21 protein-coding genes are annotated in these 25,871 nt (G+C 28.1%); 17 read left to right on the top strand and 4 right to left on the bottom strand.

Annotation, left to right across the window (positions count from 1 at the left end):
• Positions 1 to 40: 40 nt before the first annotated feature.
• Complete coding sequence (locus AC2A4K_RS11315; RefSeq protein WP_322502598.1) at positions 41 to 1,750, top strand: phosphatidylglycerol lysyltransferase domain-containing protein; 1,710 nt, start codon at positions 41 to 43, stop codon at positions 1,748 to 1,750.
• 377 nt (positions 1,751 to 2,127) lie between these two features.
• Positions 2,128 to 2,895, top strand: a complete 768-nt coding sequence (locus AC2A4K_RS11310; RefSeq protein ID WP_322502597.1) for a hypothetical protein — start codon at positions 2,128 to 2,130, stop codon at positions 2,893 to 2,895.
• A gap of 92 nt (positions 2,896 to 2,987) precedes the next feature.
• Here the strand turns inward: AC2A4K_RS11310 and AC2A4K_RS11305 are convergent, their stop codons facing one another.
• The 3 genes from AC2A4K_RS11305 to AC2A4K_RS11295 form a co-directional block, all read right to left on the bottom strand.
• On the bottom strand, positions 2,988 to 3,473 hold the full coding sequence (locus tag AC2A4K_RS11305; RefSeq protein ID WP_322502596.1) for a threonine/serine exporter family protein: 486 nt from the start codon (positions 3,471 to 3,473) through the stop codon (positions 2,988 to 2,990).
• Entirely contained in the window at positions 3,470 to 4,240 is a 771-nt protein-coding gene (locus tag AC2A4K_RS11300; protein WP_322502595.1) for a threonine/serine exporter family protein, read from the bottom strand. Before AC2A4K_RS11300 ends, AC2A4K_RS11305 begins: the two co-directional genes overlap by 4 nt.
• 342 nt (positions 4,241 to 4,582) lie before the next feature.
• The gene (locus tag AC2A4K_RS11295) at positions 4,583 to 5,353 is read right to left on the bottom strand and encodes a threonine/serine exporter family protein (RefSeq protein WP_322502594.1); all 771 of its coding nucleotides are present in this window, start codon (positions 5,351 to 5,353) and stop codon (positions 4,583 to 4,585) included.
• A 209-nt stretch (positions 5,354 to 5,562) separates the two neighbouring features.
• Here AC2A4K_RS11295 and AC2A4K_RS11290 point away from each other — a divergent pair, with 209 nt between their 5' ends.
• The 4 genes from AC2A4K_RS11290 to AC2A4K_RS11275 all read left to right on the top strand — a co-directional run bounded on the left by AC2A4K_RS11290 (position 5,563) and on the right by AC2A4K_RS11275 (position 12,148).
• Positions 5,563 to 6,246: a hypothetical protein gene (locus tag AC2A4K_RS11290; protein WP_322502593.1), complete on the top strand. Its 684-nt coding sequence runs from the start codon at positions 5,563 to 5,565 to the stop codon at positions 6,244 to 6,246.
• Positions 6,247 to 6,358: 112 nt separating this feature from the next.
• Positions 6,359 to 8,356, top strand: a complete 1,998-nt coding sequence (glgB, locus tag AC2A4K_RS11285) for a 1,4-alpha-glucan branching protein GlgB (RefSeq protein ID WP_322502592.1) — start codon at positions 6,359 to 6,361, stop codon at positions 8,354 to 8,356.
• A gap of 102 nt (positions 8,357 to 8,458) precedes the next feature.
• Positions 8,459 to 11,662, top strand: a complete 3,204-nt coding sequence (gene pulA, locus AC2A4K_RS11280; RefSeq protein ID WP_322502591.1) for a type I pullulanase — start codon at positions 8,459 to 8,461, stop codon at positions 11,660 to 11,662.
• Positions 11,663 to 11,824: 162 nt separating this feature from the next.
• A complete protein-coding gene (locus tag AC2A4K_RS11275) occupies positions 11,825 to 12,148 on the top strand; it encodes a hypothetical protein (protein ID WP_322502590.1) in 324 nt (107 codons plus the stop codon).
• Positions 12,149 to 12,194: 46 nt separating this feature from the next.
• Here AC2A4K_RS11275 and AC2A4K_RS11270 read toward each other — a convergent pair whose 3' ends face one another.
• Positions 12,195 to 12,659 carry a rhodanese-like domain-containing protein gene (locus AC2A4K_RS11270; RefSeq protein ID WP_322502589.1) on the bottom strand — a complete coding sequence of 155 codons (465 nt, stop codon included), beginning with the start codon at positions 12,657 to 12,659 and terminating at the stop codon, positions 12,195 to 12,197.
• A 230-nt stretch (positions 12,660 to 12,889) separates the two neighbouring features.
• On the opposite strand from AC2A4K_RS11270, the gene AC2A4K_RS11265 reads away from it, so the two are divergent.
• The 11 genes from AC2A4K_RS11265 to AC2A4K_RS11215 all read left to right on the top strand — a co-directional run bounded on the left by AC2A4K_RS11265 (position 12,890) and on the right by AC2A4K_RS11215 (position 25,820).
• Entirely contained in the window at positions 12,890 to 13,447 is a 558-nt protein-coding gene (locus tag AC2A4K_RS11265) for an ECF-type riboflavin transporter substrate-binding protein (RefSeq protein ID WP_322502588.1), read from the top strand.
• A 119-nt stretch (positions 13,448 to 13,566) separates the two neighbouring features.
• Positions 13,567 to 15,273 carry an ABC transporter ATP-binding protein gene (locus tag AC2A4K_RS11260; RefSeq protein WP_322502587.1) on the top strand — a complete coding sequence of 569 codons (1,707 nt, stop codon included), beginning with the start codon at positions 13,567 to 13,569 and terminating at the stop codon, positions 15,271 to 15,273.
• On the top strand, positions 15,273 to 16,103 hold the full coding sequence (locus AC2A4K_RS11255) for an energy-coupling factor transporter transmembrane component T family protein (RefSeq protein WP_322502586.1): 831 nt from the start codon (positions 15,273 to 15,275) through the stop codon (positions 16,101 to 16,103). Before AC2A4K_RS11260 ends, AC2A4K_RS11255 begins: the two co-directional genes overlap by 1 nt.
• Positions 16,104 to 16,377: 274 nt before the next feature.
• Positions 16,378 to 17,232 (top strand): DegV family protein, encoded by an 855-nt coding sequence (locus AC2A4K_RS11250; protein ID WP_322502585.1) that lies wholly within the window; start codon positions 16,378 to 16,380, stop codon positions 17,230 to 17,232.
• Between the two features lie 178 nt (positions 17,233 to 17,410).
• Entirely contained in the window at positions 17,411 to 18,232 is an 822-nt protein-coding gene (locus AC2A4K_RS11245; protein ID WP_322502584.1) for an alpha/beta hydrolase, read from the top strand.
• A 645-nt stretch (positions 18,233 to 18,877) separates the two neighbouring features.
• Positions 18,878 to 19,987, top strand: a complete 1,110-nt coding sequence (locus AC2A4K_RS11240; protein WP_322502583.1) for a BMP family lipoprotein — start codon at positions 18,878 to 18,880, stop codon at positions 19,985 to 19,987.
• A gap of 158 nt (positions 19,988 to 20,145) precedes the next feature.
• A complete protein-coding gene (locus AC2A4K_RS11235; RefSeq protein ID WP_322502582.1) occupies positions 20,146 to 21,681 on the top strand; it encodes an ABC transporter ATP-binding protein in 1,536 nt (511 codons plus the stop codon).
• Positions 21,671 to 22,768, top strand: coding sequence for an ABC transporter permease (locus AC2A4K_RS11230; protein WP_322502581.1), 1,098 nt, complete (start codon positions 21,671 to 21,673; stop codon positions 22,766 to 22,768). The genes AC2A4K_RS11235 and AC2A4K_RS11230 overlap by 11 nt, the downstream gene beginning before the upstream one ends.
• Positions 22,768 to 23,721: an ABC transporter permease gene (locus AC2A4K_RS11225; protein ID WP_322502580.1), complete on the top strand. Its 954-nt coding sequence runs from the start codon at positions 22,768 to 22,770 to the stop codon at positions 23,719 to 23,721. Before AC2A4K_RS11230 ends, AC2A4K_RS11225 begins: the two co-directional genes overlap by 1 nt.
• Before the next feature lie 187 nt (positions 23,722 to 23,908).
• Positions 23,909 to 24,277, top strand: a complete 369-nt coding sequence (locus tag AC2A4K_RS11220) for a CoA-binding protein (RefSeq protein WP_322502579.1) — start codon at positions 23,909 to 23,911, stop codon at positions 24,275 to 24,277.
• 253 nt (positions 24,278 to 24,530) lie between these two features.
• A complete protein-coding gene (locus tag AC2A4K_RS11215; RefSeq protein ID WP_322502578.1) occupies positions 24,531 to 25,820 on the top strand; it encodes an NCS2 family permease in 1,290 nt (429 codons plus the stop codon).
• The last annotated feature ends 51 nt before the right edge of the window (positions 25,821 to 25,871 follow it).

Here is a 25,871-nt window from a genome sequence, read left to right as displayed (position 1 = left end):
TGATAACAAATTAATGCATTCTTCAAAGAAAGGAGATAATATGTGGGATTCACTAAAAAAGAGTTATAATAGTGTGAAAAATGCTATTAGGTTTTTAAGAGATAAAAAGAATTATGAAAATATAAAAAAATTATTAAAGAATTATAAAATACTAAGTGATATATCAAATATAATAGTATCTGCTCTAGTATTTTTAAGTGGTGTTCTTTTAATAGTTTCAGGAATTTATCCTACAATATTTTATAAAATAAAATTTTTGGATACTATATATAGTTTATCCTTTTTAAGATTTTCACATAGAGCTTCAGTTTTAATTGGATTGATGTTAATAATGACTTCAAGGGAAGTTTTCTTCAAAGTTAAAAGAGCTTATTATGTTACACTAACATTACTTATAATTGGGGGAGCCTTTGCATTTATAAAAGATTTAGATTACACAGAAGGAATATTTATTTTAGGAGTTATAATTCTGTTAATATTATCAAAGAAAAGCTTTTATAGAGAAAGTATTCCAATGAAATTAACTAAATTAAGCACAATATTAATTATTTTTTTATTTGTAATAATTATATTTGCAAGCTTTATACATAAGTTTAATATACATTTTAGCAGAAACTATAGGTATTATGTAGATTTTTTCCAAAATACTAGAGGCTATTTAAGAATAGCTTTATATACCTATATAGCATTCATAATATTCGTTATAATATGGTATTTGACTATGCCTAAAATAGAAAAGGATGAGAGATATATGGATGCAGATTTAGATAAGATATCAAAGTTTTATAGTGAAATAGATTATGGAACTATATTTTCTCATTTAGTTTATTTAAAAGATAAGAAAGTCTTTTGGGCTAATGAAGGTAAATCATTAATAATGTATAGTAAATACAAAGATAAAATAATAGTTTTAGGAGATCCTATAGCCACTAGAGAAAATCTATATAGTAGTATAGAAGAATTTCAAGAGTTTACAGATCTATATGGATATGATGTTGTTTTCTATGAAATAGAAGAAAAAAACTTTTCTACTTATCATGATGCGGGATACTATTTCTTTAAAATAGGAGAAGAGGCAGTAGTAAATTTAGAGGAATTTAACTTAGTTGGTTCCAAAAAAAGTGCTTTTAGAAACACCTTAAGAAGAGTTGAAAGAGAAGGTTATAGTTTTCAGATTATAGAACCACCTTTCAATAAGGAAGTAATAAGTCAATTAAAAGAAATATCTGATAAATGGCTAGGAAGCAGAAAGGAAAAAGGATTTTCATTAGGATGGTTTAGTGAAGATTATATACAAAGATCACCTATAGCTATTTTAAAGAATGAGGAAGAAAATAAAATTAGGGGCTTTGTAACAATAATGGATGCTAATGATGGAGGAAAGACTGTAGCAATAGACTTAATGAGAATAGATAAAGATGCTCCTAATGCTTCTATGGATTATTTAATGCTTAATTTATTTCTAGCTTTTAAAGAAAAAGGATATAAATATTTTAGCTTAGGAGAAGCACCATTAGCTAATGTTGGATTTAATGCTCATTCACATTTACAAGAAAAGATAGCAAGATTAGTTTATAATGGTGGAAATATATTCTATAGCTTTGATGGGCTTAGAAGATATAAGTCAAAGTTTTCACCAGTTTGGCAACCAAGATATTTAGCATATCCTAAATTTATGTCCTTACCAGAAGTTTTTGTTAACTTATGTTCATTAATAGCTAATTCAAAAGAGAGAGTAGAGAAAAAGTAATTTAAAGAGAGTTTTATATAAGTTAAGAAAAGAGAGTCTAAGATGATTTTTATTATCTTTGACTCTTTTTATATCATACTGTATATAAACTTTCTTTATTATTTTATAAATTATATGGCAGTAATAAAAAGTTATTTAAAAATTAATATTAAATAAAAAGGATTATATTATATATTGAAGTTTTTTAAAAAAATAAGGAAAATAATTCTTTTTATATACAATAAACAATAAGTTTTTAAATAGATATAAAAATTCTAAGGTTTTAGGTTAATATTTATCAAATGAAAATATTTTAAAGTGATTTTTAAGAGGTGTATAATGAGATTAAATATTTAATAAAATAAACTTTAAGATGTTTTATTAAGGAGGGTATAAATATGGGAAACTTTTTTTTAGAAAGTGATTTTAGAGCTTTTGATATAGACAAATCAAGAAATAGAGATAAATTTATATTAGAAGGAAGAAGAGTTACAGCTGATAAGTTAAGAGAATTGCATAATTCTGGACTTTTAGAATTTATGAATTCTAGAGGATTAAGTTCTCATTGGGAAAAGCAATATATAACAAGTATAACTTGGCCATCAAAGAGAGTTAATGATGAGTATGTTGATAGAATATATTTATCCTATGGAAAAAATAGAGCTGATATTAGAAAACTTATAAAAGTGCTAAATCTTTTCCATGATATTGAGGGAAATAGAATAGAAGATGATATGGTATTTAATTATATTCCTCAAATTCAACTAGGGATAAGTGGTGATTCTTGGAACACAGCATTATATTTAGATAAATACAGTACTATAGAACAAAGAAATCTTGTGAATAAGATAAGAAAAAATTATGAGCTTAAAGAAAAATTTGAAAATATACTTATGGCTTTAGAAGATAAGGGTTATAAGTTATACTTAATTAAGGATAATGATTATAGAGGTTATGAAAACGAATCAGAGTATGTAGAAGATATAATAAGATACACAGATAATGGAGAAAAATATTGTTTAACTATAAGGAAAGACTACGATAAAAAGCACAGTAGTAATTCAAGAAGTCAAATAATAGATTTTGTTAGGGGTGAATTTGATAACTTAATGGATGTTTATTATTTTGTTTCATGGGATTCTGAAGAAAATGATTATTTAAGATAGTGAAAAAGACTAAATCTAAGTTGATATTAAATCTTAGATTTAGTCTTTTTGTATAGATTATTTATTAAAAGTATAAGAGTATTTTAAGTAAGTTAAATGTTTTTATTTAAATAGTTATTATTTTGATTAACTTTATTTTTAATAAGTCTTTTTATAGAAAAGAATAGCTTAGTAAATGATGAAATTAAAACAATTCCAGTAGCTAAAGAACCAGCTAACATTAATGTATTGCATCCAAGGGATAAAGCTTTATCTAGATTTCCTTTTAAAGTTTCTAGCATTGTATAAAACATACCTCCTCCAGGAACTAAAGGAATTATTCCACATACTAAGAATACTAATACAGGAACTTTTAATACCCTAGCTGCAATCTCAGAGAATAGAGATATAAAAATAGCTGCTAAAAAATAATTGAAATTTTCATTTGTGCTTATAAATTTTGAAGAAAAAAGATAAACAAACCATCCTAAACAACCACATAGAGAAGAAAAAAATAAATTCTTACCTTTTATATTAAAGATTATCCCAAAACCTAAAGCACTGAAAAAAGCATAAATTGAGTTGATTATTAGGTTCATAGAGCCATACCCCCATGTTGATTTATTAATATAGATAAAATACTGGCGCTTCCAATAGCAATTCCAACAGCTATTAAAAATGCTTCAATAAATTTTGCACTTCCAGCAACTAACTCTCCATCTATTATATCACGAAGTGAGTTAGTTATAGCAAGTCCAGGGACTAATGGCATTAAAGACCCTATTATTATTTCATTTAGATCAGGAGCAATATTGAATTTTACCGCAAGAAAGGCTAGTAATGATGCTAAAGCTCCAGATATTATATTTATAAAAAAATTGTTTGTCTTTAAAATATTTAAAAAATATGAAAGAAGACAAAGTACTATTCCTATAAAGCCAGAGAATAAAGAATCTTTTAAATTCCCTCCAAAAAGTAAAGTAAATGTTGAAGCTGTAATTAAATATCCTAATATCTTTATTTTAAGAGAATATTCTTTTTCACTAGCTATATTACTTAGTTTATTTTCAGCATCTTCAATAGAAATTTTGTTAAATGCTACTTCTCTTGAAAGATTATTTAATTTAGATATTTTATCTAAATTAATAGTTCTACTTGTTACTCTACTAGTTCTTGAAATGGCACTTTCATCAACTTTTATTGTTATTACTATGTTTGTAGGAATTACAAAAACATCAACTTTTTCTATTCCATAAGCTAAACAGATTCTGTTCATGGTTTCTTCAACCCTATATGTTTCAGCGCCATTTTCAAGCATTAAAGTACCAAGTTCAGTTGAAAAATTGATAATTCTGTTAAAATCCATAGGTACCTCCAATTAGCATATAAGATTAATATGAAATATTTTTTTGAAAAATTATTAGATTATTTCATTTCTATTATACCGTGAAGAATATATTGTTATAAAGACTTTGAATTAAAAAATGTAAAAACAACATGATTTTCAATGAAAAATGTCTAATTAAATTATATTTATAATTTAGAACTTTTTAGATTGTTTCAAAACTCTAATTGCTCATTAAGATGGTCTTACAGTTCCATATAAAAATCAACACTAGTTTAAAACAGAGTCATGTAAATTTTATATTAAATATTATGCCAAAGCCTGATGCACTAAGGAATGCATAAAATGAGTCTAAGAGTAAATTCATAGAGATATACTTCCATACTGGTTTATTAATATAGATAAAATCCCTGAACTTCCAATGGCTATACCAACAGCAATTAAGAATGCTTCAATAAACTTAGCACTTCCAGCAACTAAATCACCAGCTATTATGTCACGAAGGGAATTAGTTATGGCAAGACCAGGTACTAAAGGCATTAATGAACCTATTATTATTTCGTTTAAGTTATTAGCTAGGTTTAATTTTATGGAGAAAAAAGCCAATAATGAGGCTAAAGCACCTGACAATATATTTATGAAAAAATTATTTGTCCTTAAAATATTTAAAAAGTATGAAAGAATACATAGTACTATTCCAATAAAGCCTGAAGCTATGGCATCCTTCATATTTCCTCCAAAGAGTAAAGTAAATGAAGAGGCTGTAAGTAAAAAGCCTAGTATTTTTACTTTAAGAGAATATTCCTTTTCAGAATCTATTTTATTTAAAGCGATTTCGGCATCCTCAATAGATACATTATTAAAAGCTATATCTCTTGAAAGGTTATTAAGTTTTGAGATTTTATCCAAGTTAATAGTCCTACTTGTAACTCTTTTAGTTCTTGAAATAGCATCATCATTAATTTTTATAGTTATTATTATATTTGTAGGTATTACAAATACATCAACCTTATTTATTCCATAAGCTAAGCAAATTCTACTCATGGTTTCCTCAACTCTATAGGTTTCAGCTCCATTTTTAAGCATTAAGGTTCCGATGTCTGTGGATAAATTTATAATTCTATTAAAATCCATATTTCCTCCTATAAGTATGTAAATGTCAATATAAGATTAATAGGAAAATATTATTCAAAAGTGTATATAAAGTGTATATTGAGTTAAAATTTTGTAAATTTATATGGAGTAAGTAATTTTATAAATTTATTCATATTAATTTTTAGAATTAACAGATGCTTAAGAGTATGAATATATTATATGGGTAATTTTTAATCGGAGGTTTTTTTATGGCTATTTTGGATGAGAAAACGGGTAATATAAAAAGCAGATTTTCAAAGGATAGAGTTATACTTAAGGGAAGATATCCAGTAGAAAGAGATCAATTTGCAGATGAATTGGAATTAAATGTTTATTTAGAGGGGAATGTGGGAAGTATAGTAAAAAAAATACCTTATGGTGGATATTTCATGCAATTGTTTTTAGGAGATTTTTTAGGAGATGGAAGAGATAGCATATTGGTTAAAGGGAGGTTTCCGGGATCAGGTGGAATAGCTATTTTACTATTATACGATTATTATAATGGAGAACTAAGAGAACTAACTAATCAGTGGGAAATAAGTAATAGAAATAAAGCTAGTATAAAGTACTTACCTAATTATAAAATAGAAATTTTTTTTAGTGAACAAGAAAAATATCTTTTAGACATTTCTCACAAAGAAAAGTCATATTTAAATCTTATATATGATGATAAAGGGAATATAAAAACACAAGTAAATGCAGAAGTGTCAGATATTAACAATTATTATGAAATTAAAGAAATAGAAGAAGATAAATATAATCTATTAATACGTCAAAATATTTTAGGAATAGTATTAGTTGATATTATAGGCATATTACAAAGTAAGGTTGCATTTAGTAAGGATGGAAAGTTTGATATTAAAGATAGAGAATTAGTTTTAAGGAGAGAATAGAATTTTAAGGAATAATATGATTAATTGTAATTTAATGTATAAAATGGTACAATAGAGATAAAATATTATATTTATAAGAAATTACAATATCTTTTAGGATGAGGGGATTACTATGGTGGTTAAAGAGAAAAAGAAAAATTGTAAAAAACTTGAGGTAAAGAATAATGGTAACGTTACCGAGAAAAAAGAGAAAGAAGATAAAAAAAGTAGAAATGACAAGAATAAGGATATTTTAATGGATTTAGATTTGTTCTTAAATGGGAAAGAACATTCTGCCTATAACTTTATGGGAGCACATTTTGTCACAGAAAATAGAAGAAAAGGTGTAAGATTTACTACATGGGCTCCTAGAGCAAGTAGGATATATATTGTAGGTGATTTTTCTAATTGGGAAATTAAAGAAGAGTATTCCATGAAAAAGGTAAATGATAGGGGCATATGGAGTTTATTTATACCTAAATTAGAAGAAGGAATTAAATATAAATTTGCAGTGGTTAATGAGTGTGAAAACAATACAGTTTATAAAGCAGATCCATATGCTTTTAAATCAGAATTAAGACCAGATACAGCTTCCGTATTAACTAAAATAAAGAATTTCAGATGGGGAGATAAGAGATGGCTTAATAAAAGAGAAAAAGAAAATCTAGATAATAAACCTATGAATATATATGAACTTCATTTAGGTTCTTGGAAAACAAAAGATGAAGAATTTATGACCTATGAAGAAATAAGTGAAGTCTTGCCAGGTTATATAAAGGAAATGGGATATACTCATGTTGAGTTTATGCCAATAAATGAACATCCTTTAGATGCTTCATGGGGCTATCAAGGTGTTGGGTATTATTCAGTAACAAGTAGGTATGGTGATTTAAATGGTTTAAAAATACTTATAAATACACTACATAAAAATAATATAGGGGTTCTACTAGATTGGGTACCTAGTCACTTTTGTAAGGATGAACATGGATTGTTTATGTTTGATGGTTCGCCAACTTATGAATATCAAGCTTGGTGGAAGGCAAATAATGAAGGATGGGGAACTTGTAACTTTGATTTAGGAAGACCTGAGGTTAAATCATTTTTATTTTCAAATGCTATGTACTGGATAAATGAATTCCATATAGATGGTTTAAGAGTAGATGCAGTTTCAAATATGCTTTATTTAGATTATGGAAGAGAATATGGCGAATGGGAAGAAAATATTTATGGTGGAAATGGAAATCTTGAAGCTATATCATTCTTAAAGGAATTAAATACAATAATAAAATCAGAAGGAAAAGGAGCTATTACAATAGCTGAGGAATCAACTTCATGGGAAGGAATAACTAAACCTATTGAGGATGGTGGATTAGGTTTTAACTACAAGTGGAATATGGGATGGATGAATGATACTTTAAGTTATATAGAACTTGATCCTATATATAGAAAATATCATCACAATAAGATGAATTTTTCTATGGTGTACAATTATTCAGAAAAGTTTATATTACCAATATCTCATGATGAAGTTGTTCATGGAAAAAAGTCTCTTATAAATAAAATGTGGGGAGATAATTGGAAAAAGTATGCAGGGTTAAGGTTGTATTCTTCTTTTATGATTGGACATCCAGGTAAGAAATTAATGTTTATGGGATGTGAATTTGGACAGTTTGTTGAATGGAGAGAATGGGAAGGGCTTCAATGGAATGTTATTGAAGAATTTGATATACACAGAAAAACTCAAGAATACTTTAAAAATTTAAATCATTTTTATTTAGAAAATAAGTCTTTATGGGAACTTGATTATGAAGAAAAGGGCTTTAAGTGGATTGATGCTGATAATTCAGAACAAAGTGTACTTTCATTCATAAGAAATGGAAAAAATAAAAATGAAAAATTAATATTTATATGCAACTTTACTCCAGAGGTTTATTATGATTTTAAAGTAGGAGTACCTGAATTAGGAGAATATATGGAAGTTTTAAATTCAGATGCTTTAGAATTTGGTGGTGCAGGCAATATTATGGGAAATGTTATCATAAAAGCTAAGGAAGAGACATTTAAGGATTTTGATTATTCAATAAAGGTTAAAGTACCACCATTAGGAACTTTAGTTTTAAAATTAAAATAAATTCTATAAAAAGCTACTATAATCTATGGACATAATATTATTTTGTTTTAGGATAAATAGTAGCTTTTAATACATAAAAATTATATAGAGGAGCATTAAAAAATGTTTGATTCTGTAAAGAAAAAACTTATTTATTATAATGATAATGAATATTACATAGAGATTAGTCCTTTAACTAATACATTAAGAGTAGCCTTAAGTTGCAAAGGAGCTATTGAGGCTTATTTAGTGGGAGATTTTAATTGCTGGGAGAAAAATGATGATTTTAAATTAAATTGGGGTTTAGATACTAATGATGGAAGAGTAAAAATGATGAGGGATATAACTTTTCCTCATGGCTTAAAAAAAGGCGAATACAAATATGGATATATAATAATAACTTTAGATGGTAAAGAAATAAATATAAATAATTGGAATGATAAACAAAAGGATTTTTCTTTTTATTGGTGTCCTTTTAAAGAATCATTGGAAATAAAAAGCTCTAGAGATTTTGTATCAAAGGAATATCCAATTGAATTAATAGCAGTTAAAAATTCGTTTTATGGAAATATAACCATTGAAGATGCAATATTGTCATTAGAAAATAATCCAGAAGGGATAAAATTAGAGAATGGATATTTAAAGGTTAATGGAGATATTAAAAGTGGTACTAAAGTTTTAATAAAAGCTTATGATACTTCAAGTGATATGACTGCATATAAGGAAATAGAGGTTGTAGAGTGTGGAGAAAGAGGAACTTTTGTCCAGTTTATAAAAGATGATGGTTTATATTATGGAGGAAACTTTAGTTGGAACCTTTGGACATTTGGAGAAAATAGTTCAGGTTTAGAACTTAATTTAAATATAAAAACGGATTTAGGTGTAGGTACTTTTGTAGATAAAGAAAAGTTTATAATAAGAAAAAGAACATGGGGATATGGTTGGGTTAATGACTGGGATGAACAAACATATACTTTTGACTTAAACAAAGAAGAAAGTAATTTATTTTGCATATATGAAAATAATAGTATATTAACTTCTCTAAAAGATGCTATAGAAGAAACAACACCTAAAATAAAGTTAGCTTTAATGGATCATAGAAATACAATAAAAGCATATCTTTCTCACAAACCTTTAATAGGAATAAAATATGGTTTATATATAAATGGAATAAAAGCTAAGGGAATATCAACCATAGTGAGAGAAAATGAAAAGGAACTTTTAATAACTAATCTACCTAGTGATATACAACCTTCAGATCTTTTAGAAATAAGAGCTTCAAGTATGTTTTCAAGTTGTAAAGTAACCATAAGAGATTATTTAGATGATTTTTATTATGGAGGAAATGATTTGGGAATAAGGTTTAGTGAGGAGAATTTAAATTTAAGGTTATGGGCTCCAACAGCTAAAAGAGTTGAGGTGCTAATATATGAAAGTTATAAAGATTTAAATCATGAGCCCTTAAGAAGATATGAAATGAATAGAGAAAAGGAAAATGGTACTCACTTAATAGAAATCCCTAGGAAAGAAAATGAAGGAAAGTATTATTTATATAAGTTATACTTTAATGATCTAAGTATTAGTGGTGAGCATATAAGTAAAAAGACTTATGCTGTGGATCCATACGCAGTAGCTGTAGGTGTAAATGGAGAAAAAGGAGTTTTAATTGATTTAACTAATAAGGAATGTGTACCAGAGGGATGGAATAAGTATAATAAGCCTAAATTAATTAATAAAGAAGATTCCATATTATATGAAATGCATGTTAGAGATTTTACCATAAATAAAAATTCTGGAGTTTCTGAAAAGTTTAGAGGGAAATTTTTGGGAGTTGTGCAAGAAGGAACCTCATATACTAATAGAGAAAGTGGAGTGAGAGTTAAAACTGGTTTAGATCATTTAAAAGAGTTAGGCATAACTCATGTTCATATGCTTCCAGTTTTTGATTTTGCTTCTGTTAATGAAGAAATAATTGATGATGAAAATAATAGAAATTGGGGATACGATCCTAAGAATTTTAATGCAATAGAAGGAAGTTATTCAACAGATCCATATACTCCTTCAGTGAGAATAAGAGAATTTAGAGAGATGGTTAAAAAGCTTCATGATAATGGAATAAGAGTTGTATTAGATATGGTATATAATCATATGTACGAAACTAAAAATATGGATAATATTGTGCCAGGTTATTATTTTAGAAGTGATAATTGGGGAAAATATACCAATGGATCAGGATGCGGAAATGAGATGGCTTCTGAAAAACCAATGGTTAGAAAGTTTATTGTGGATTCAATACTTCACTGGATTAAGAATTATCATATAGATGGTTTAAGATTTGACTTAATGGAACTCATAGATTTAGATACTATGAAAGAAATAGTAAAAAGAAGTAAAGAGGTTGATGATAAAATACTTATTTATGGAGAACCTTGGAAAGGTGGGAATTCACCTTTAATTAATGGTACATATAGAGGAAGTCAAAAGGGATTAGGATTTTCTATATTTAATGATGAGTTTAGAAATGCCTTAAGAGGTAATAATGATCCGTCAAATGGTTTCATAAATGGAGAACAACACAACAAGAATAAAGCATGGCAAGTAATAGAAGGAATAAAAGGTTCTATAAATTCTATTACTTATAAGCCTATGGAAAGCGTAAATTATTTAGAAGCTCATGATAACTACACATTATGGGATCAAATAGTTAAAAGTCAAAACTATAGTGTAGAAAAAGGACATTATAGAGATTTATATACGGAAAATTTATTAGATAATTTTTATGTTAAAGAAGATTTGCTTGGAGCTGGTATAATTTTTACTTCTCAGGGAATACCTTTTATTCAAGCAGGAGCAGAGTTTTTAAGAACAAAGGATGGAGATCATAATAGTTATAAGAGTTCAGATAAAATAAATGCTTTAAATTGGGAAGATAAAGAAAAATATATTGAGGTTTTTGATTATTACAAAAACTTAATAAGTTTAAGGAAAGGGCATAGTGCTTTTAGAATGAAGGAACCTGAAGAGGTAAGAAAAAATCTAGATGTTTATTTTTATGAAGGAAATGATACAAGTGGTGTTATAATAGCTCACTTTAAAAATAATGCTAATGGAGATAGTTGGAAAAATATAGTTGTTATATATAATGGAACAACCATTGATGATTATAATGTTAATTCATCGATACCAAAATCAGATAATGGTTTCTGGAATATCATAGCTAAGAATGGGGTTGTAAATGAAGAAATCATAGAACGGGTTAAGGATTATGAAATTCCTAAAATAAAATCACATTCTATTATGGTGCTATATGATGAAGAAGTTATTTAAAATAAAATTAAAGTTCAATAAATAATAAAAGAAAGACTGCACAGAATAAACATGTGTAGTCTTTTTTATTAAAAATAAAAGTAACAATTAAAGTTATGAGTAATATAATTAAATATAGAAGAGTTTGTAATTATGTAAAGCAATGATTAAAAGGAGAAAGTTATGAAACGAACTTTAAATATACTAAATATATGTGAGAAAAGTGTAGCTTATAGAGATTATCATGAAAGTATTTTGAGATTTATAAAAAAATATACTGAAAATGAATTAAAAATTGAGGAAAGAAAAAATGTAGAAAAGTTAAGAAAGATAAATAATATAAATTATTTATTAGAACAAAAGAAGTTAGATTTTTTCTGGAGAATGAATAGGATATTTCAAGAGCTAGATTACGATGAATTAAAGGAATTAAGAAAAGATGCTAGAAGCTATGAGCTAAAAAGAAATATTAATGAAGTTATAAAAAGAAGAAGTGATGAAAAATAATAAAGTGAAATACTACAAAAAGTATTTCACTTTATTATTTGAAAGATTATTTTACAACATCTCCATCCCATTTAGATATTCCATCCTTCATGTGAACAAGATTAGTAAAACCATTTTCTTTTAATATATCCATAGCATCAGCACTTCTATTTCCGCTTTTACAGTAAACTAAAACTAATTCGTCTTTAAATTTTTCTATATCGCCTAAACTCTCTTTTAGCTCATCAACTGGTATTTGAATAGAATTTTTTAAATGACCCTCTGTGAATTCATCTTCGTTTCTAACATCTAATATTAAAGTAACTTCTCCATCATTTATAAGTTTTTTAGATTCTTCTATAGAAATATCTTTTGCAATAGGCTCGGCTGGTGTCTCACTTGGAGATTCTGAGTTTTCTTGTGATGTAGTGGAATTATTAGCATCTTTTTTCTCAGTATTATTAGAACCACAACCTATAAATAAACTGGTTGTCAAAGTTAGACTAAGTAATAGTAATGATAATTTTTTCATAAAGTCCTCCCTAATTTTTAAAATATATATAGAATTTAACATATTATTACATAATAAGGCAATTAATAAACTGTTAATATTTAGAAGTAGAAATTAAGGTTGTTGACAATTACTTTAAGAATCTTTATAGTTAACTATGTGAAATTATGTTTATAATAGAATGATTAAATAAAGTTTAATCAAAAATTTTTAATATCTAAAGATAGATTTTTCTAAAATGGAGATGAACAATGAGAAAAAACAAACTATCAATTAAAACAATCGTAGCTATTGGGATTGGCTCAGCGGTTTTTATGATATTAGGTAGATTTGGTTCTTTACCTACGGGAATTCCTAATACAAATATAGAAACTGCATATGCGTTTTTAGCATTAATGGCATTATTATATGGTCCTTTAGCAGGTTTTTTAATAGGATTCATAGGACATGCTTTAAAGGATATAGTATTTTTTGGATCACCTTGGATAAGTTGGGTTTTTGCTTCGGGTATAGTAGGTTTAATAATTGGTTTAGGAGCTAGATTTATAAAAATTAATCAAGGAGTATTTAAGTTAAAACAAATAGTTATATTTAATTTAATACAAATAACTGCAAATGCAGTAGCTTGGTTTTTAGTGGCACCAACTTTAGATATATTAATTTATTCAGAACCGGCAAATAAGGTTTATCTACAAGGGGCAATAGGTGGAATTTCTAATATGGTTACTGTTGGAGTTTTAGGAACTATTTTAATATCTAATTATGCTAAAACAAGAATACAAAAAGGTAGCTTAATAAAAGAATATTAGAAATGCATAGGGTTGTCGGAAATATATTTTCAGACAACCTTTTTTATGAGTTCCATTTAATTAGGTACTATTTTAAAATATGAGCTTATTTTAAAGGACTATTTATAAAGGAGATTGATATGGAAAGAAAAGCAATAATAGAGTTTAAAGATTTTACTGCTCATTATACAGTTCAATCAAAACCAACTTTAAATAATATAAATTTAACTATATATGAAGGAGAAAAAGTTCTTATTGCTGGTCCTTCAGGATCAGGAAAAAGTACATTAGCTAACTGTATAAATGGATTAATACCATTTTCAAGTGATGTTGAGATTTCAGGAAGTCTTAAAATAATGGGAAAAGAGACTAGAGATTTAAGTGTTTTTGAAATATCTAAGATGGTTGGAACAGTTCTTCAAGATCCAGATAGTCAGTTTATAGGATTAACAGTAGCTGAGGATATAGCATTTAAATTAGAGAATAACTGCATATCTCAGGAAGAAATGAAGAAAAAAGTTAATGATGTATCAAAGATAGTTGATATAGAAAATAGATTAGAGGTAGCTCCATATAGTCTTTCAGGCGGACAAAAACAGAGAGTTACTTTAGCAGGAACTATTGTTGATGATGTGGACATACTTCTTTTTGATGAACCTTTAGCTAGTCTAGATCCAGCAGCAGGTAAAGCTTCCATAGAACTTATAGATAAAATACAAAAAGAAGAAAATAAGACAGTTATAATAATAGAGCATAGATTAGAAGAAGTTTTAAGTTGTGATGTAGATAGAATAATACTTATGAATGAAGGCGAAATTATTGCTGATACAACTCCTAATGAAATTTTGGCTTCTAACAAATTAAAAGAGTGTGGAATAAGAGAACCTCTATACATAACAGCTCTTAAATATAGTGGGTATGAATTAACTTCAGAAATGAATCTTGAACATATAAATAAATTGAAGCTTGATGATGGCGGAGAAAAATTAAAAGAGTGGTACAAAGGTTTAAAAGCTAATGATAAGAGCAAGGAAAATGATACATTATTAGAATTTAGAAATGTACATTTTTCTTATGATAAGAAAAGAGATATATTAAAAGATATTAATTTTAAGGTTAATAGAGGAGAAATAATAAGTGTAGTTGGTAAAAATGGTGCAGGGAAATCAACTATATCTAAGCTTATATGTGGTTTCTTTAAACAATCAAAGGGAGATATAGTCTTTGAAGGAAAAAGCTTAGATGGAAAAACTATTAAAGAAAGAGGAGAAGAAATTGGTGTTGTTCTTCAAAATCCAAATCAAATGATTTCTAAAACAATGATTTTTGATGAGGTTGCACTAGGGTTAAGAGTTAGAGGAATAAGTGAAGAGGAAGTTAAGGAAAGAGTAATTGAAACTTTAAAGATATGTGGATTATATCCATATAGAAATTGGCCAATTTCTGCCTTAAGTTTTGGACAGAAAAAAAGAGTTACTATAGCTTCAATACTAGTTTTAGATCCTAAGGTTATAATACTTGATGAACCAACAGCAGGACAAGACTATAGACATTATAATGAGATAATGGAGTTCCTCCTAAAACTTAATAAAAAAGGGGTTACAATAATTTTAATAACTCATGACATGCACTTAATGCTTGAGTACACAGATAAAGCTATTGTAATTTCTAATGGAGAAAAAATAGCTGATACAACGTCAGCAGAAATACTTACAGATAAAGAAGTCATAGAAAAGGCTAGCTTAAAAGAAACATCACTATATGATTTAGCCTTAAAATTTAAATTAGAAAATCCTAAGGATTTTGTTTGTAAATTTATTGACTTTGATAGGGAGGTAAGAAATTAGTGGATGCAATGCTTACGTACATAAAAAAGGACTCACCTATTGATAAACTTACAGGTGCAACTAAGCTTATTTGTTTTGCACTTTGGACTTTAGCCGCTATGCTTACATATGATACTAGAATATTAATAGGTATGCTTATATTTAGTTTAATTATATTTAAAGTATCAAAAATACAGTTTAAAGAGGTTGCTTTTATAGTTTACTTTATACTATTCTTTTTACTTTTAAATGATTTAGCTATTTTTGTATTTTCACCTTATGAAGGTGTCCATATATATGGAACAAGACATGATATATTCCATATAGCTGGCCCATATACTTTAACATGGGAACAATTATTTTATGAGTTTAATGTAACATTAAAATATTTATCAGTTATACCTATGGCACTTTTATTTATACTTGCAACTAATCCAAGTGAGTTTGCTGCATCTTTAAATAAAATAGGTGTTAGTTATAAAATCGCATATTCAGTATCAATAGCTTTAAGATATATACCAGATATTCAAAGAGAATATCATGATATATCATTTGCTCAGCAAGCTAGAGGAATAGATATGTCTAAGAAAGAGAAACTTGGTAAAAGAATAAAAAATATGTCTTCAATTTTGATGCCACTTATTTTTTCAAGTTTAGATAGAATAGAAAATATAAGTACGGCTATGGAACTTAGAGCCTTTGGAAAGAAGAAAAAAAGAACTTGGTACAATACAAGAAAATTTTCTAAGGGAGATTATATAGCTATTATTGTTGTTATATTAATATTTGCATTATCATTATGGTGTACATTTAATAATGGAAGTAGATTTTATAATCCTTTTATAAGATAGAAAGAGAAGAGATAATCTTCTCTTTTTTTATTGAATTTTGTAAGAAATAAACTTTAAGCTTCGTATTAATTTATGAAAGAATAAAATAAAAAGGGTGAGAGGCATGAGTTATATAGAAATATTATTAGCTTTGAAAGAAAGTATATTATTAATAAAGTATAAATAATATTAAAGTCTTAATAAATTTATCCATAGTACCTATTAAAAGCTATCTATTGTTTTATAAAATATAGTTAAATTTTATAGTATATAGATAAGAAGGGAAATTTGATATATGGAGAAAATTGCTTTAATAACTGATACCGGTGGAGATTTATCTTTAACTGAGCTAAAAGAAAATAATATATTTTTGACACCATTTATAATTAGATATGGAAATAAAGAGTTTAAGGATGTTTTAGAGATAAGTTCCAGAGAAATATATAATAGATTACATGAGGAGATTCCTACAAGTTCTTTACCAGATTTAAGTGAAGTAACTGATTTATTAAATAATTTAGTAAGTAAAGGATATACTCATGCCATAATAGTTACAATATCTAGTGGATTATCAGGAACATTTAATTCTTTAAGACTTCTATGTGAGGATTTTGAAGGACTAGAGACTTTTGTTTATGATAGTAAGGCTCTTACAGTTATAGAGGGGCAACTTGTCTTAAAGATATCAAATATGATAAGGGATGGAAAAAGTTTCGATAAAATAGTAGAGGAAATACCTAAGATAAGAGAAAGGATGCACGGATATTTTACTATTGATACCCTAGAATATCTTCAAAAGGGTGGAAGAATAGGAAAAATGGAAAGCTCTTTAGGAAGCATACTTCAAATAAAGCCTATAGCATCTGTAAATAAGGAGGGAGTTTTATACACTCACTCTAAGGTTAGGGGAAAGAAAAAGGCTCTTAAGAAAATGACTTCTTATTTAGAAGAAGTATTATCAAAATATAAGTGTAATGTATGGGTTTTAGAAGGTGGAGCTGAAGAGGAAGCCTTAAATTATATGAATGTTTTAAAAGAAGAAAATTATGAAAATATGGAAAGCTTAAATTTCGGACATTTAGGACCAATATTTGGAATGAATACTGGACCAGGTCTTGTAGCCATAGTATATGAAAAAATAGCTGAATAGTTTTTTTAAGGTATTTATTTGAAATAAATACCTTTTTTCTTATATGTTTTTAGAGTCAATATAAAATAATTGGTTAAATATTAATAAATATTAAATAAAGTGTTGAAATTGTTAATAATTATAGGTATATTTGTAAGAGAGAGTTTAGATGGAATTTTCAAATTTAAGGAGAATATAAATGTATGAGAATGAGAAAGAAGAGAAAAAACTAAGAAGAAAATTATTTTTTAAATTTTTTAACTATAATTTTTTAAAAGATAGAAATATAGAATATAAGGAATTTAGGTATGGAGATAACAATAAAGACTATTACAGAGTATATAAAGGATATGATAAAAGAAAGCCAACTATATTTTTTGTAAATAGTTATGGTCCTTGGGAAGGAAGTCCTAAAGGATGCGCTGCTATAGGAAAGTTTTTTTATAAATATGGATTTAGTGTAGTAATTCCTTCTTATGAATTAGCTCCAGAGCATAAGTACCCAGTTCAAGTAGAGAACATATTTTCAGCCTTTAAACATTATATAGAAAATAGCAAACCAAATAGAGTAGTTGTTATGGCATACTCTTCAGGAGCTGAATTGGCTGCCAATCTAGTTTACAATGAGGAAATGAAAGAAAAATATAATATAGATAATAATATTATATCTTCATTCGTAACCTTAGGAGGTACATTAGATTTTAGTCAATGCAATTCCAAAGAATATGAACACTACATAAAAAGATATTTGCACAATAAAGAACAGATTTTTGAGGTTAACCCAATAAATTTGGTAACAGAGTATTCTCCTAAAATACCAGTATTATGTGTGCATGGTTCTAAAGATTGTATAGTTAGCATTGAAAATTCTAAAAGATTTGTAGAAAAAGTAAACAAATTAAAAGGAAATGGACAGTTTTTAGAATTAGAGGGATATCATCATGCAGATTTGCAAAATTTGTTTATAGGCTTAGGAACTAAAAAAACTGGAGATATAATGAGTTTTATTAATAGATGTTAATTTATTATTTAGATCATAGTAATTTTTACTATGATCTTTTTTTGTTCTCTTTTAAGTGGATGTTGATTTTTAGCTAGCTCTTTAGACTTAGCTAAAAATCAACAGTATTTAAAGCAGAGTCTTTTATTTAAAGAAGAGTTTTTTGTTAAATTAATAAATTAAATAAGGTGATAATTACTAAGAATAAACATTAGTAATTGAAAGTATACATTAGTATATAGATTAAAGTTAACTAACTGTGAAACTATAAAAAAATAGAAAAGATGTGAAAGCGCTTTCTTATGTAATTTTATAATTATTAATAAATTAAAAAGAAGTTGTATATAAAATATTAATAAACAAAAAGATATAAAGGTAAAAAAATACATAAATCGATAAAAAAGGATAAAATACATAAAATGTAAGTTGGATAAAATAAGAAAATATGTCTAATTATTATAAAGTGAAAACAAAATATTAAAATAAAAAAAACATCATAGAAGGACATCGCTTTCACAGTTTAATATAGTCTTGTAAATTCGAACATTGAATTTAAAATAGCTTATGAATATTAGCTTATTACATTTTGATTATTAACTTAACTTCCAAGTTAATATGTAAGCTTTTAAATAAGAATTTTTTATAGGTATTAAGGAGGATTATTAAATGAAAAAGAAATTTCTTTCGGCTGTGTTAGCAGTACTTACAACAGCTACTTTACTTGCGGGATGTGGTAGCTCTAATGATGGACAAGCATCAGGTGATGCTGGTTCTAAGGGGGACAAAATGAAGGTTGGAATGGTTACAGATGCTGGTACTATAGATGATAAATCATTCAACCAAGGAACTTGGGAAGGAATTGAAAAGGCTAAGGCTGATTTAGGAATAGAAAATAAGTACTTAAAACCAAGTGGTACAACAGAGGCTGATTACTTAAAAGAAATAGGAAATCTTTATGATGCAGGATTTAAGTTCGTAGTAACTCCAGGATTTAAATTTGAAACAGCTATATATAAAGGACAATCAAAATATCAAGATGCTAAATTCGTATTATTAGATGGTGCACCTCATTCAGGCGAAAAAGATGCAAAACCAGAAGTTGGAGAAAATACAGTATCTATATTCTTCGCAGAGGAGCAAGCTGGATTTATGGCAGGTGTTGCTACAGCGCTTGAACTTAAAGAAGGAGAGTTAGGATTCATAGGTGGTATGGAAATCCCACCAGTACAAAAGTTTAACTGGGGATTCCAACAAGGGGTAGCTTATGCTAATGAAAAATTAGGAACTAAGATGTCACTTCAAGCAAAAAATGTTATATATCAAGGAACATTTGATGATGCCGCTGCTGGTGGTCAAATAGCTGCTCAAATGTATGATGGCGGAGTTAAAGCTATATTCTGTTCTGCTGGTGGAGTTGGTGTAGGAGCTATACAAGAAGCTAAGAATAGAGTTGCTTCAGGAAATGAAGCTTGGATAATCGGTGTTGACGTTGACCAATATGAAGATGGTATATATGAAGGAGATAAATCAGTAATACTTACTTCAGCTGTTAAGAGAATTGACCACGCTTCATACGACATGATAAAGAAAGAATTAAATGGTGAGTTCCCAGGTGGACAAACTATAACATATGATGCATCAAATAATGGTGTAGGTTTACCAGATAAGAATCCAAACTTAAGTGAAGAAACAATGACTGAAGTAAATAAAATATTTGAACAGTTAAAGAATGGTGAAATAAAGGTTTCTAATGAGCAAGGAGACTTAATAAAGTAATTTAAAAATTCAAGGAAGTTTTTATTAAGGAGATGGGGCTTCCCTCTCCTTTTATTTATATGAAAAGTAATAATAAAAAATATTAATTGGGGAATTGAGAGATAGGGTAATATTAATTATTAAAAGTATAGAGTTTTTAGTATTAAGGAGGATAACTTATGGAATATGTAGTAGAGATGCTTAATATCCGTAAAGAGTTTCCTGGTATAGTAGCAAATGATAACATAACTTTGCAACTAAGAAAAGGAGAGATACATGCTTTGCTTGGAGAAAATGGAGCAGGTAAATCTACTTTAATGGGAGTTCTTTTCGGAATGAATCAACCTGATAAAGGAAGTATAAAAGTTAGAGGAAAAGAAGTTAAGATTACAAATCCTAACGTTGCTAATGATTTAGGAATAGGTATGGTTCACCAGCATTTTAAACTAGTTGAAAACTTTACAGTAACTCAAAATATAGTTTTAGGATGTGAGCCTAAAATTCTATTTGGATTAGGAATGGACTTAAATAAGGCAGCTAAGAGAATAGAAGAACTATCAAAGCAATACGGACTAAATGTTGACCCTTATGCAAAGATAGAGGATATATCTGTTGGTATGCAACAAAGAGTTGAAATATTAAAAATGCTTTATAGAGATGCAGATGTTCTTATATTAGATGAGCCTACAGCAGTCTTAACTCCACAGGAAATAGATGAACTTATAAAGATAATGAAGAATCTTATAAATGAAGGTAAATCAATAATAATCATAACTCATAAGCTTAAGGAAATAAAAGCGGCTGCAGATAGATGTACAGTTATAAGAAGAGGAAGATATATTGGTACTGTAGATGTTAAAACTACTAGTGAAGCTGAAATGGCTAAGATGATGGTGGGAAGAGAAGTTTCATTTAAGGTAGATAAAAAGCCAGCTAATCCTGGTGAAGTAGTATTAGATATAAAAAATCTTTCAGTTAAAAATAATAAAAAAGTATTAGGATTAAAAGATTTTTCTATTGACGTTAGAGCAGGAGAAATAGTAGGGATAGCTGGAGTTGAAGGTAACGGTCAAAGTGAACTTATCGAAGCTATTACAGGGTTAAGAAAGAGTGAAAGTGGAACTATAAACTTTAAAAATGGGGATATAACTGGAGAATCTATAAGAAATAGGATTAACTCAGGTATTGCACACATTCCAGAAGATAGACATAAGAGAGGATTAGTTCTAGATTATACAATTGAAGATAATATGGTTCTAGAGGTTTATAATAAGAAACCATTCTCAAGCAAAGGACTATTAAACAGAAAAGAAATAAAAAAATATGCAGAAAAAATAATAAATGAGTTTGATGTAAGATCTGGAGAAGGAGCAGATTCTATTGCTAGATCTTTATCAGGAGGAAATCAACAGAAGGCAATTATAGGACGTGAAATAGAGTTGAATCCTGAACTTTTAATAGCGGCACAGCCTACTAGAGGACTTGATGTAGGGTCTATAGAATACATTCATAAGAGACTTGTAGAACAAAGAGATAGTGGAAAAGCAGTACTTTTAATATCTCTTGAATTAGATGAAATATTAAATGTTTCAGATAGAATTGCAATAATAAATAATGGTGAACTTATAGGTGTTGTAAATGCAGATGAAACTAATGAAAATGAAGTAGGTCTTATGATGGCTGGTATAAAAGGAGGACAAAAGCATGAAGTTTAAACAGTTTATTATATCTTTAATGGCTATTGTTTTAGGACTTATTGCTGGGGCTGTTTTAATGGCTATTATGGGTCATAATCCAATAGAAGGTTATTCTTTCTTATTCCAAGGCGGTCTTATGAATATAGAAAGAATAGGAAACACTTTAGCTACAGCTACACCTCTTATACTAACTGGACTATCATTAGCATTTGCTTTTAAAACTGGACTATTTAATATTGGTGCTCCAGGACAAATGCTTATGGGAGGATTTTTTGCTACAGCAGTAGGTTTAACTGTAAAATTACCAGCTCCAATATTACTTCCTTTAATGATTCTTGCAGGAATACTTGGAGGTGCTCTTTGGGCATTCATTCCAGGTGCTTTAAAAGCTAAGTTCAATGTTCATGAGGTTGTTTCAACAATCATGATGAACTGGATAGCATATTGGATAGTTTATTATATGGTTCCTATGTACTTTAAGGGAGAATTCTTAGAGACTGAATCTGCACAGCTTCCAGCTGCAGCTACTTTAAGAGTACAAGCTCTTACAGATTTCTTCCAAGGATCATTTATAAACATGGGTATATTAATCGCTCTTGTTTCTGTATTTGCTATTTGGTTCATACTAAATAAAACAGTTTTAGGATATGAATTAAAGGCTGTTGGATTTAATAGAGATGCTGCAGAATATGCTGGTATTTCAGTAAATAGAAACATAGTATTATCAATGATGATAGCTGGGGCTTTAGCAGGACTTGCAGGTGTTGTTCAATACACAGGAAATGCTACAAGCATACAAATAGGGGTTATGCCAACACAGGGATTTGATGGAATAGCTGTTGCCTTACTTGGTGCAAGTAACCCAATAGGAGTTTTATTCTCAGCTTTATTCTTTGGTATTTTATACACAGGAAAAGGATTTATGAATGCTATGACAAGCATACCTCCAGAAATAGCAGACACTATAATGGCTACAATAATCTACTTTGCAGCTACAAGTGTAATAATGGAGAGAGTATTTAATAAATTCCAAAAAAGAAAGAAAGATAAATTGAATAAAAATACCAATCAGGAAACAACTAAGGAAAGGATGGTGAGCAAGTAATGTGGGAAACAATTCAACAAATATTTCCGTATGCTATAGCCTTTACTATACCTCTTTTAATAACCGCATTAGGTGCTTTATTTTCTGAGAGAAGTGGTGTAGTAAATATAGGACTTGATGGTCTTATGATTGTAGGATCTTTTACTGGAGCCTTTACAGTTTCAAAACTTCAAGAAGCTATGCCAGGAAGCTCACTTCCTTTATGGATTGGTTTAGGGGTTGCAATGTTAGTTGGAGTACTATTCTCTTTACTTCATGCCTTCGCAAGCATAAATTTAAATGCTAACCAGGTAATAAGTGGTACAGCTATAAATATGATAGCTGGAGCATTAACAGTATTCTTAGCTAGAAATATGACAGGTAGTGGTAATATCAGAATAATTCAAGGTTTTATACAACAGGATATTCCGGTTTTATCTTCAATACCTATAATAGGGGATTTATTCTTTACAAAAACTTATGCAACTACATGGTTAGTAATTTTAATACTTGTAATAAGTACATTCCTTCTATATAAAACAAGTTTTGGATTAAGACTTAGAGCTTGTGGTGAACATCCTCAAGCCGCAGATGCTGCAGGAATAAATGTTTATAAAATGAGATATATAGGAGTTATGATATCAGGAGCATTCTCATCTCTTGGTGGAGCTGTAATTCTTGTGACTTATGGAGGAGAGTTTACAGGAAGTGTTGCTGGCTTAGGATTCTTAGCATTAGCCGCTTTAATCTTTGGTCAATGGAAACCATGGGGAATATTAGGAGCAACTTTATTCTTTGGATTCGCAACAACTATAGCTAACGTATCGCAAATAGTACCATCACTTTCAACTATACCTCCAGTAATACTTAAGGTATTCCCTTATGTTGTTACTTTAATAGCATTAATAGTATTCTCTAAGTCATCTCAAGCACCTAAGGCTGCTGGAGAGCCATATCAAAAGGATAAGAGATAATATAAAATTTAAGACCTTATCTATGAATATGATTTTTAGCATATTCATAGATATGAGGTCTTTTTTCTTTTTTTAAAATCTATAAAAAACACAATATGTGAATTTATATTAATTTAATTACAATCTTTATATTATTAAAATAATGAGCCATAATATATTTAAGAATAATTTGAATGGAGGAATTTTTATGTTAGCTAAGAATTTTTTAGAGTTTAAAAATTGGTGTGTTATTGGTGATGTTGGAAATGAAAAAAAGTATGCATATAGGATTTTAAATAAACTTAAAGAAAATGGATATAATGTGGTTGGAGTTAATTCAAGGGGAGGAGATAGCATATATAAAAGTTTATCAGAAGTTCCCTATGATATTGAAGTTATAGATTTATGTATAAATCCTATTAAAGGAATAGAGTTTCTTAAAGAAGTTAAAGATTTATCAATAAATAAGGTTTTAATTCAACCAGGAGCTGAAAGTGAAGAGATTTTAAAATTTTGTAAGAAAAATAACATAGAAGCTATTGAAGGATGTGTATTAGTTGAATTAAGTAAGAGATAGAATGATAAAAAGTTCGTATATTAAACTTAAAAGTATTTATTGAATAATTTTATGATTGAATAATATGTTTTTATACGTATTATTCAAAAATAAAATGAGTTTAATATACGTATTTGATTAGAAAAAAGGACAAAATAACTTATTAATATCACTTTTTCGACAAAAATATTCGTAAAAGTATTGATAAATATAAAAAATCTGATAATATATTAAAGGTGCTTTAGAAAAAACAAATGAAAGAAAGAGTGAGATTATGGAAAAATTCTTCAAGCTTAGGGAAAATAATACTGATGTAAAAACGGAATTTATTGCTGGATTAACTACTTTTATGACAATGGCTTATATACTTATAGTAAATCCATCAATATTATCAGCGGCAGGAATGGATCAAGGGGCTGTGTTTACGGCAACTGCCTTATCAGCAATAATAGCAACTTTAATAATGGGACTTTATGCTAAGTTACCATTTGCACAGGCTCCAGGAATGGGCTTAAATGCTTTCTTTGCTTATACAATAGTTATTCAGATGGGATATTCATTTGAATTTGCTTTAACAGCAGTTTTATTAGAAGGAATAATATTTATACTTTTAACTATATTTAATGTACGTGAAGCCATAGTAGATTCAATACCAACAGGTATAAAGAATGCAATATCAGTTGGTATAGGATTATTCATTGCTTTAATAGGATTAGAGGGAGCTGGAGTAGTAGTACATACAGAAGGCGGAACAATAGTTTCATTAGGAAACATAGTTTCAGGACCAGGACTTTTAGCAATAATAGGATTATTAATAACAAGTGTTTTAATAGCTAAGAATGTTAAAGGAGCTTTATTTATTGGTATGGTAGTTACAGCTATTATAGGAATACCTATGGGAATAACTCCGATACCAAGTAATATTGTTAGTATGCCACCATCACTTGAGCCTACTTTCTTCAAATTTGATTTCCATAATATATTTTCAATGGATATGGTAATAGCATTATTTACATTATTATTTATGGATATGTTTGATACAATAGGAACTTTAGTAGGTGTTGCTACAAAGGCTAAAATGGTAGATAAGGATGGAAAGGTTCCAAACATGAAGAAAGCATTATTTGCAGATGCTATAGGAACAACAATAGGAGCTTGTTTAGGAACAAGTACAGTTAGTACTTTCGTAGAGAGTGCTTCAGGAGTAGCAGAAGGAGGAAGAACTGGTTTAACAGCTGTTTCAACAGCGTTTATGTTCTTCTTAGCATTATTCTTTGCGCCTTTATTTACAGTTATAACTCCAGCAGTTACAGCATCAGCATTAATATTAGTTGGATTATTTATGATAGAGCCAATAAAAGAGATAGATTTTCATGATTATACAGAATCTATACCAGCATTTTTAACAATAATCATAATGCCATTTGCTTATTCAATATCAGATGGTATAGTATTTGGTGTTATATCATACATAGTATTAAAATTATTTTCAGGAAAGAGAAAAGAAATAAGTTTAACCACTGTGATTTTAGGATTAATATTCCTACTTAAGTTTGTAATATAAAGGTTATATAAAATAGACTATATGATGAATTCATATAGTCTATTTTTTTAT

This window comes from Clostridium sp. LIBA-8841, from assembly GCF_057782475.1.
The sequence above is the reverse complement of the archived record's forward strand: the minus strand, read 5'-3'. Positions and strand labels throughout refer to the sequence as shown.

Bases quoted from the DNA above. Each gene is read 5' to 3' on its own strand.
- AC2A4K_RS11275 (WP_322502590.1), top strand. From the start codon at position 11,825: ATGAAACGAACTTTAAATATACTAAATATATGTGAGAAAAGTGTAGCT.
- AC2A4K_RS11315 (WP_322502598.1), top strand. From the start codon at position 41: ATGTGGGATTCACTAAAAAAGAGTTATAATAGTGTGAAAAATGCTATT.
- AC2A4K_RS11270 (WP_322502589.1), bottom strand. From the start codon at position 12,659: ATGAAAAAATTATCATTACTATTACTTAGTCTAACTTTGACAACCAGT.
- AC2A4K_RS11250 (WP_322502585.1), top strand. From the start codon at position 16,378: ATGGAGAAAATTGCTTTAATAACTGATACCGGTGGAGATTTATCTTTA.
- AC2A4K_RS11220 (WP_322502579.1), top strand. From the start codon at position 23,909: ATGTTAGCTAAGAATTTTTTAGAGTTTAAAAATTGGTGTGTTATTGGT.
- AC2A4K_RS11260 (WP_322502587.1), top strand. From the start codon at position 13,567: ATGGAAAGAAAAGCAATAATAGAGTTTAAAGATTTTACTGCTCATTAT.
- AC2A4K_RS11245 (WP_322502584.1), top strand. From the start codon at position 17,411: ATGTATGAGAATGAGAAAGAAGAGAAAAAACTAAGAAGAAAATTATTT.
- AC2A4K_RS11295 (WP_322502594.1), bottom strand. From the start codon at position 5,353: ATGGATTTTAATAGAATTATAAATTTATCCACAGACATCGGAACCTTA.
- AC2A4K_RS11230 (WP_322502581.1), top strand. From the start codon at position 21,671: ATGAAGTTTAAACAGTTTATTATATCTTTAATGGCTATTGTTTTAGGA.
- AC2A4K_RS11235 (WP_322502582.1), top strand. From the start codon at position 20,146: ATGGAATATGTAGTAGAGATGCTTAATATCCGTAAAGAGTTTCCTGGT.
- AC2A4K_RS11240 (WP_322502583.1), top strand. From the start codon at position 18,878: ATGAAAAAGAAATTTCTTTCGGCTGTGTTAGCAGTACTTACAACAGCT.
- pulA (WP_322502591.1), top strand. From the start codon at position 8,459: ATGTTTGATTCTGTAAAGAAAAAACTTATTTATTATAATGATAATGAA.
- AC2A4K_RS11300 (WP_322502595.1), bottom strand. From the start codon at position 4,240: ATGGATTTTAACAGAATTATCAATTTTTCAACTGAACTTGGTACTTTA.
- AC2A4K_RS11265 (WP_322502588.1), top strand. From the start codon at position 12,890: ATGAGAAAAAACAAACTATCAATTAAAACAATCGTAGCTATTGGGATT.
- AC2A4K_RS11215 (WP_322502578.1), top strand. From the start codon at position 24,531: ATGGAAAAATTCTTCAAGCTTAGGGAAAATAATACTGATGTAAAAACG.
- AC2A4K_RS11310 (WP_322502597.1), top strand. From the start codon at position 2,128: ATGGGAAACTTTTTTTTAGAAAGTGATTTTAGAGCTTTTGATATAGAC.
- AC2A4K_RS11290 (WP_322502593.1), top strand. From the start codon at position 5,563: ATGGCTATTTTGGATGAGAAAACGGGTAATATAAAAAGCAGATTTTCA.
- AC2A4K_RS11225 (WP_322502580.1), top strand. From the start codon at position 22,768: ATGTGGGAAACAATTCAACAAATATTTCCGTATGCTATAGCCTTTACT.
- AC2A4K_RS11305 (WP_322502596.1), bottom strand. From the start codon at position 3,473: ATGAACCTAATAATCAACTCAATTTATGCTTTTTTCAGTGCTTTAGGT.
- glgB (WP_322502592.1), top strand. From the start codon at position 6,359: ATGGTGGTTAAAGAGAAAAAGAAAAATTGTAAAAAACTTGAGGTAAAG.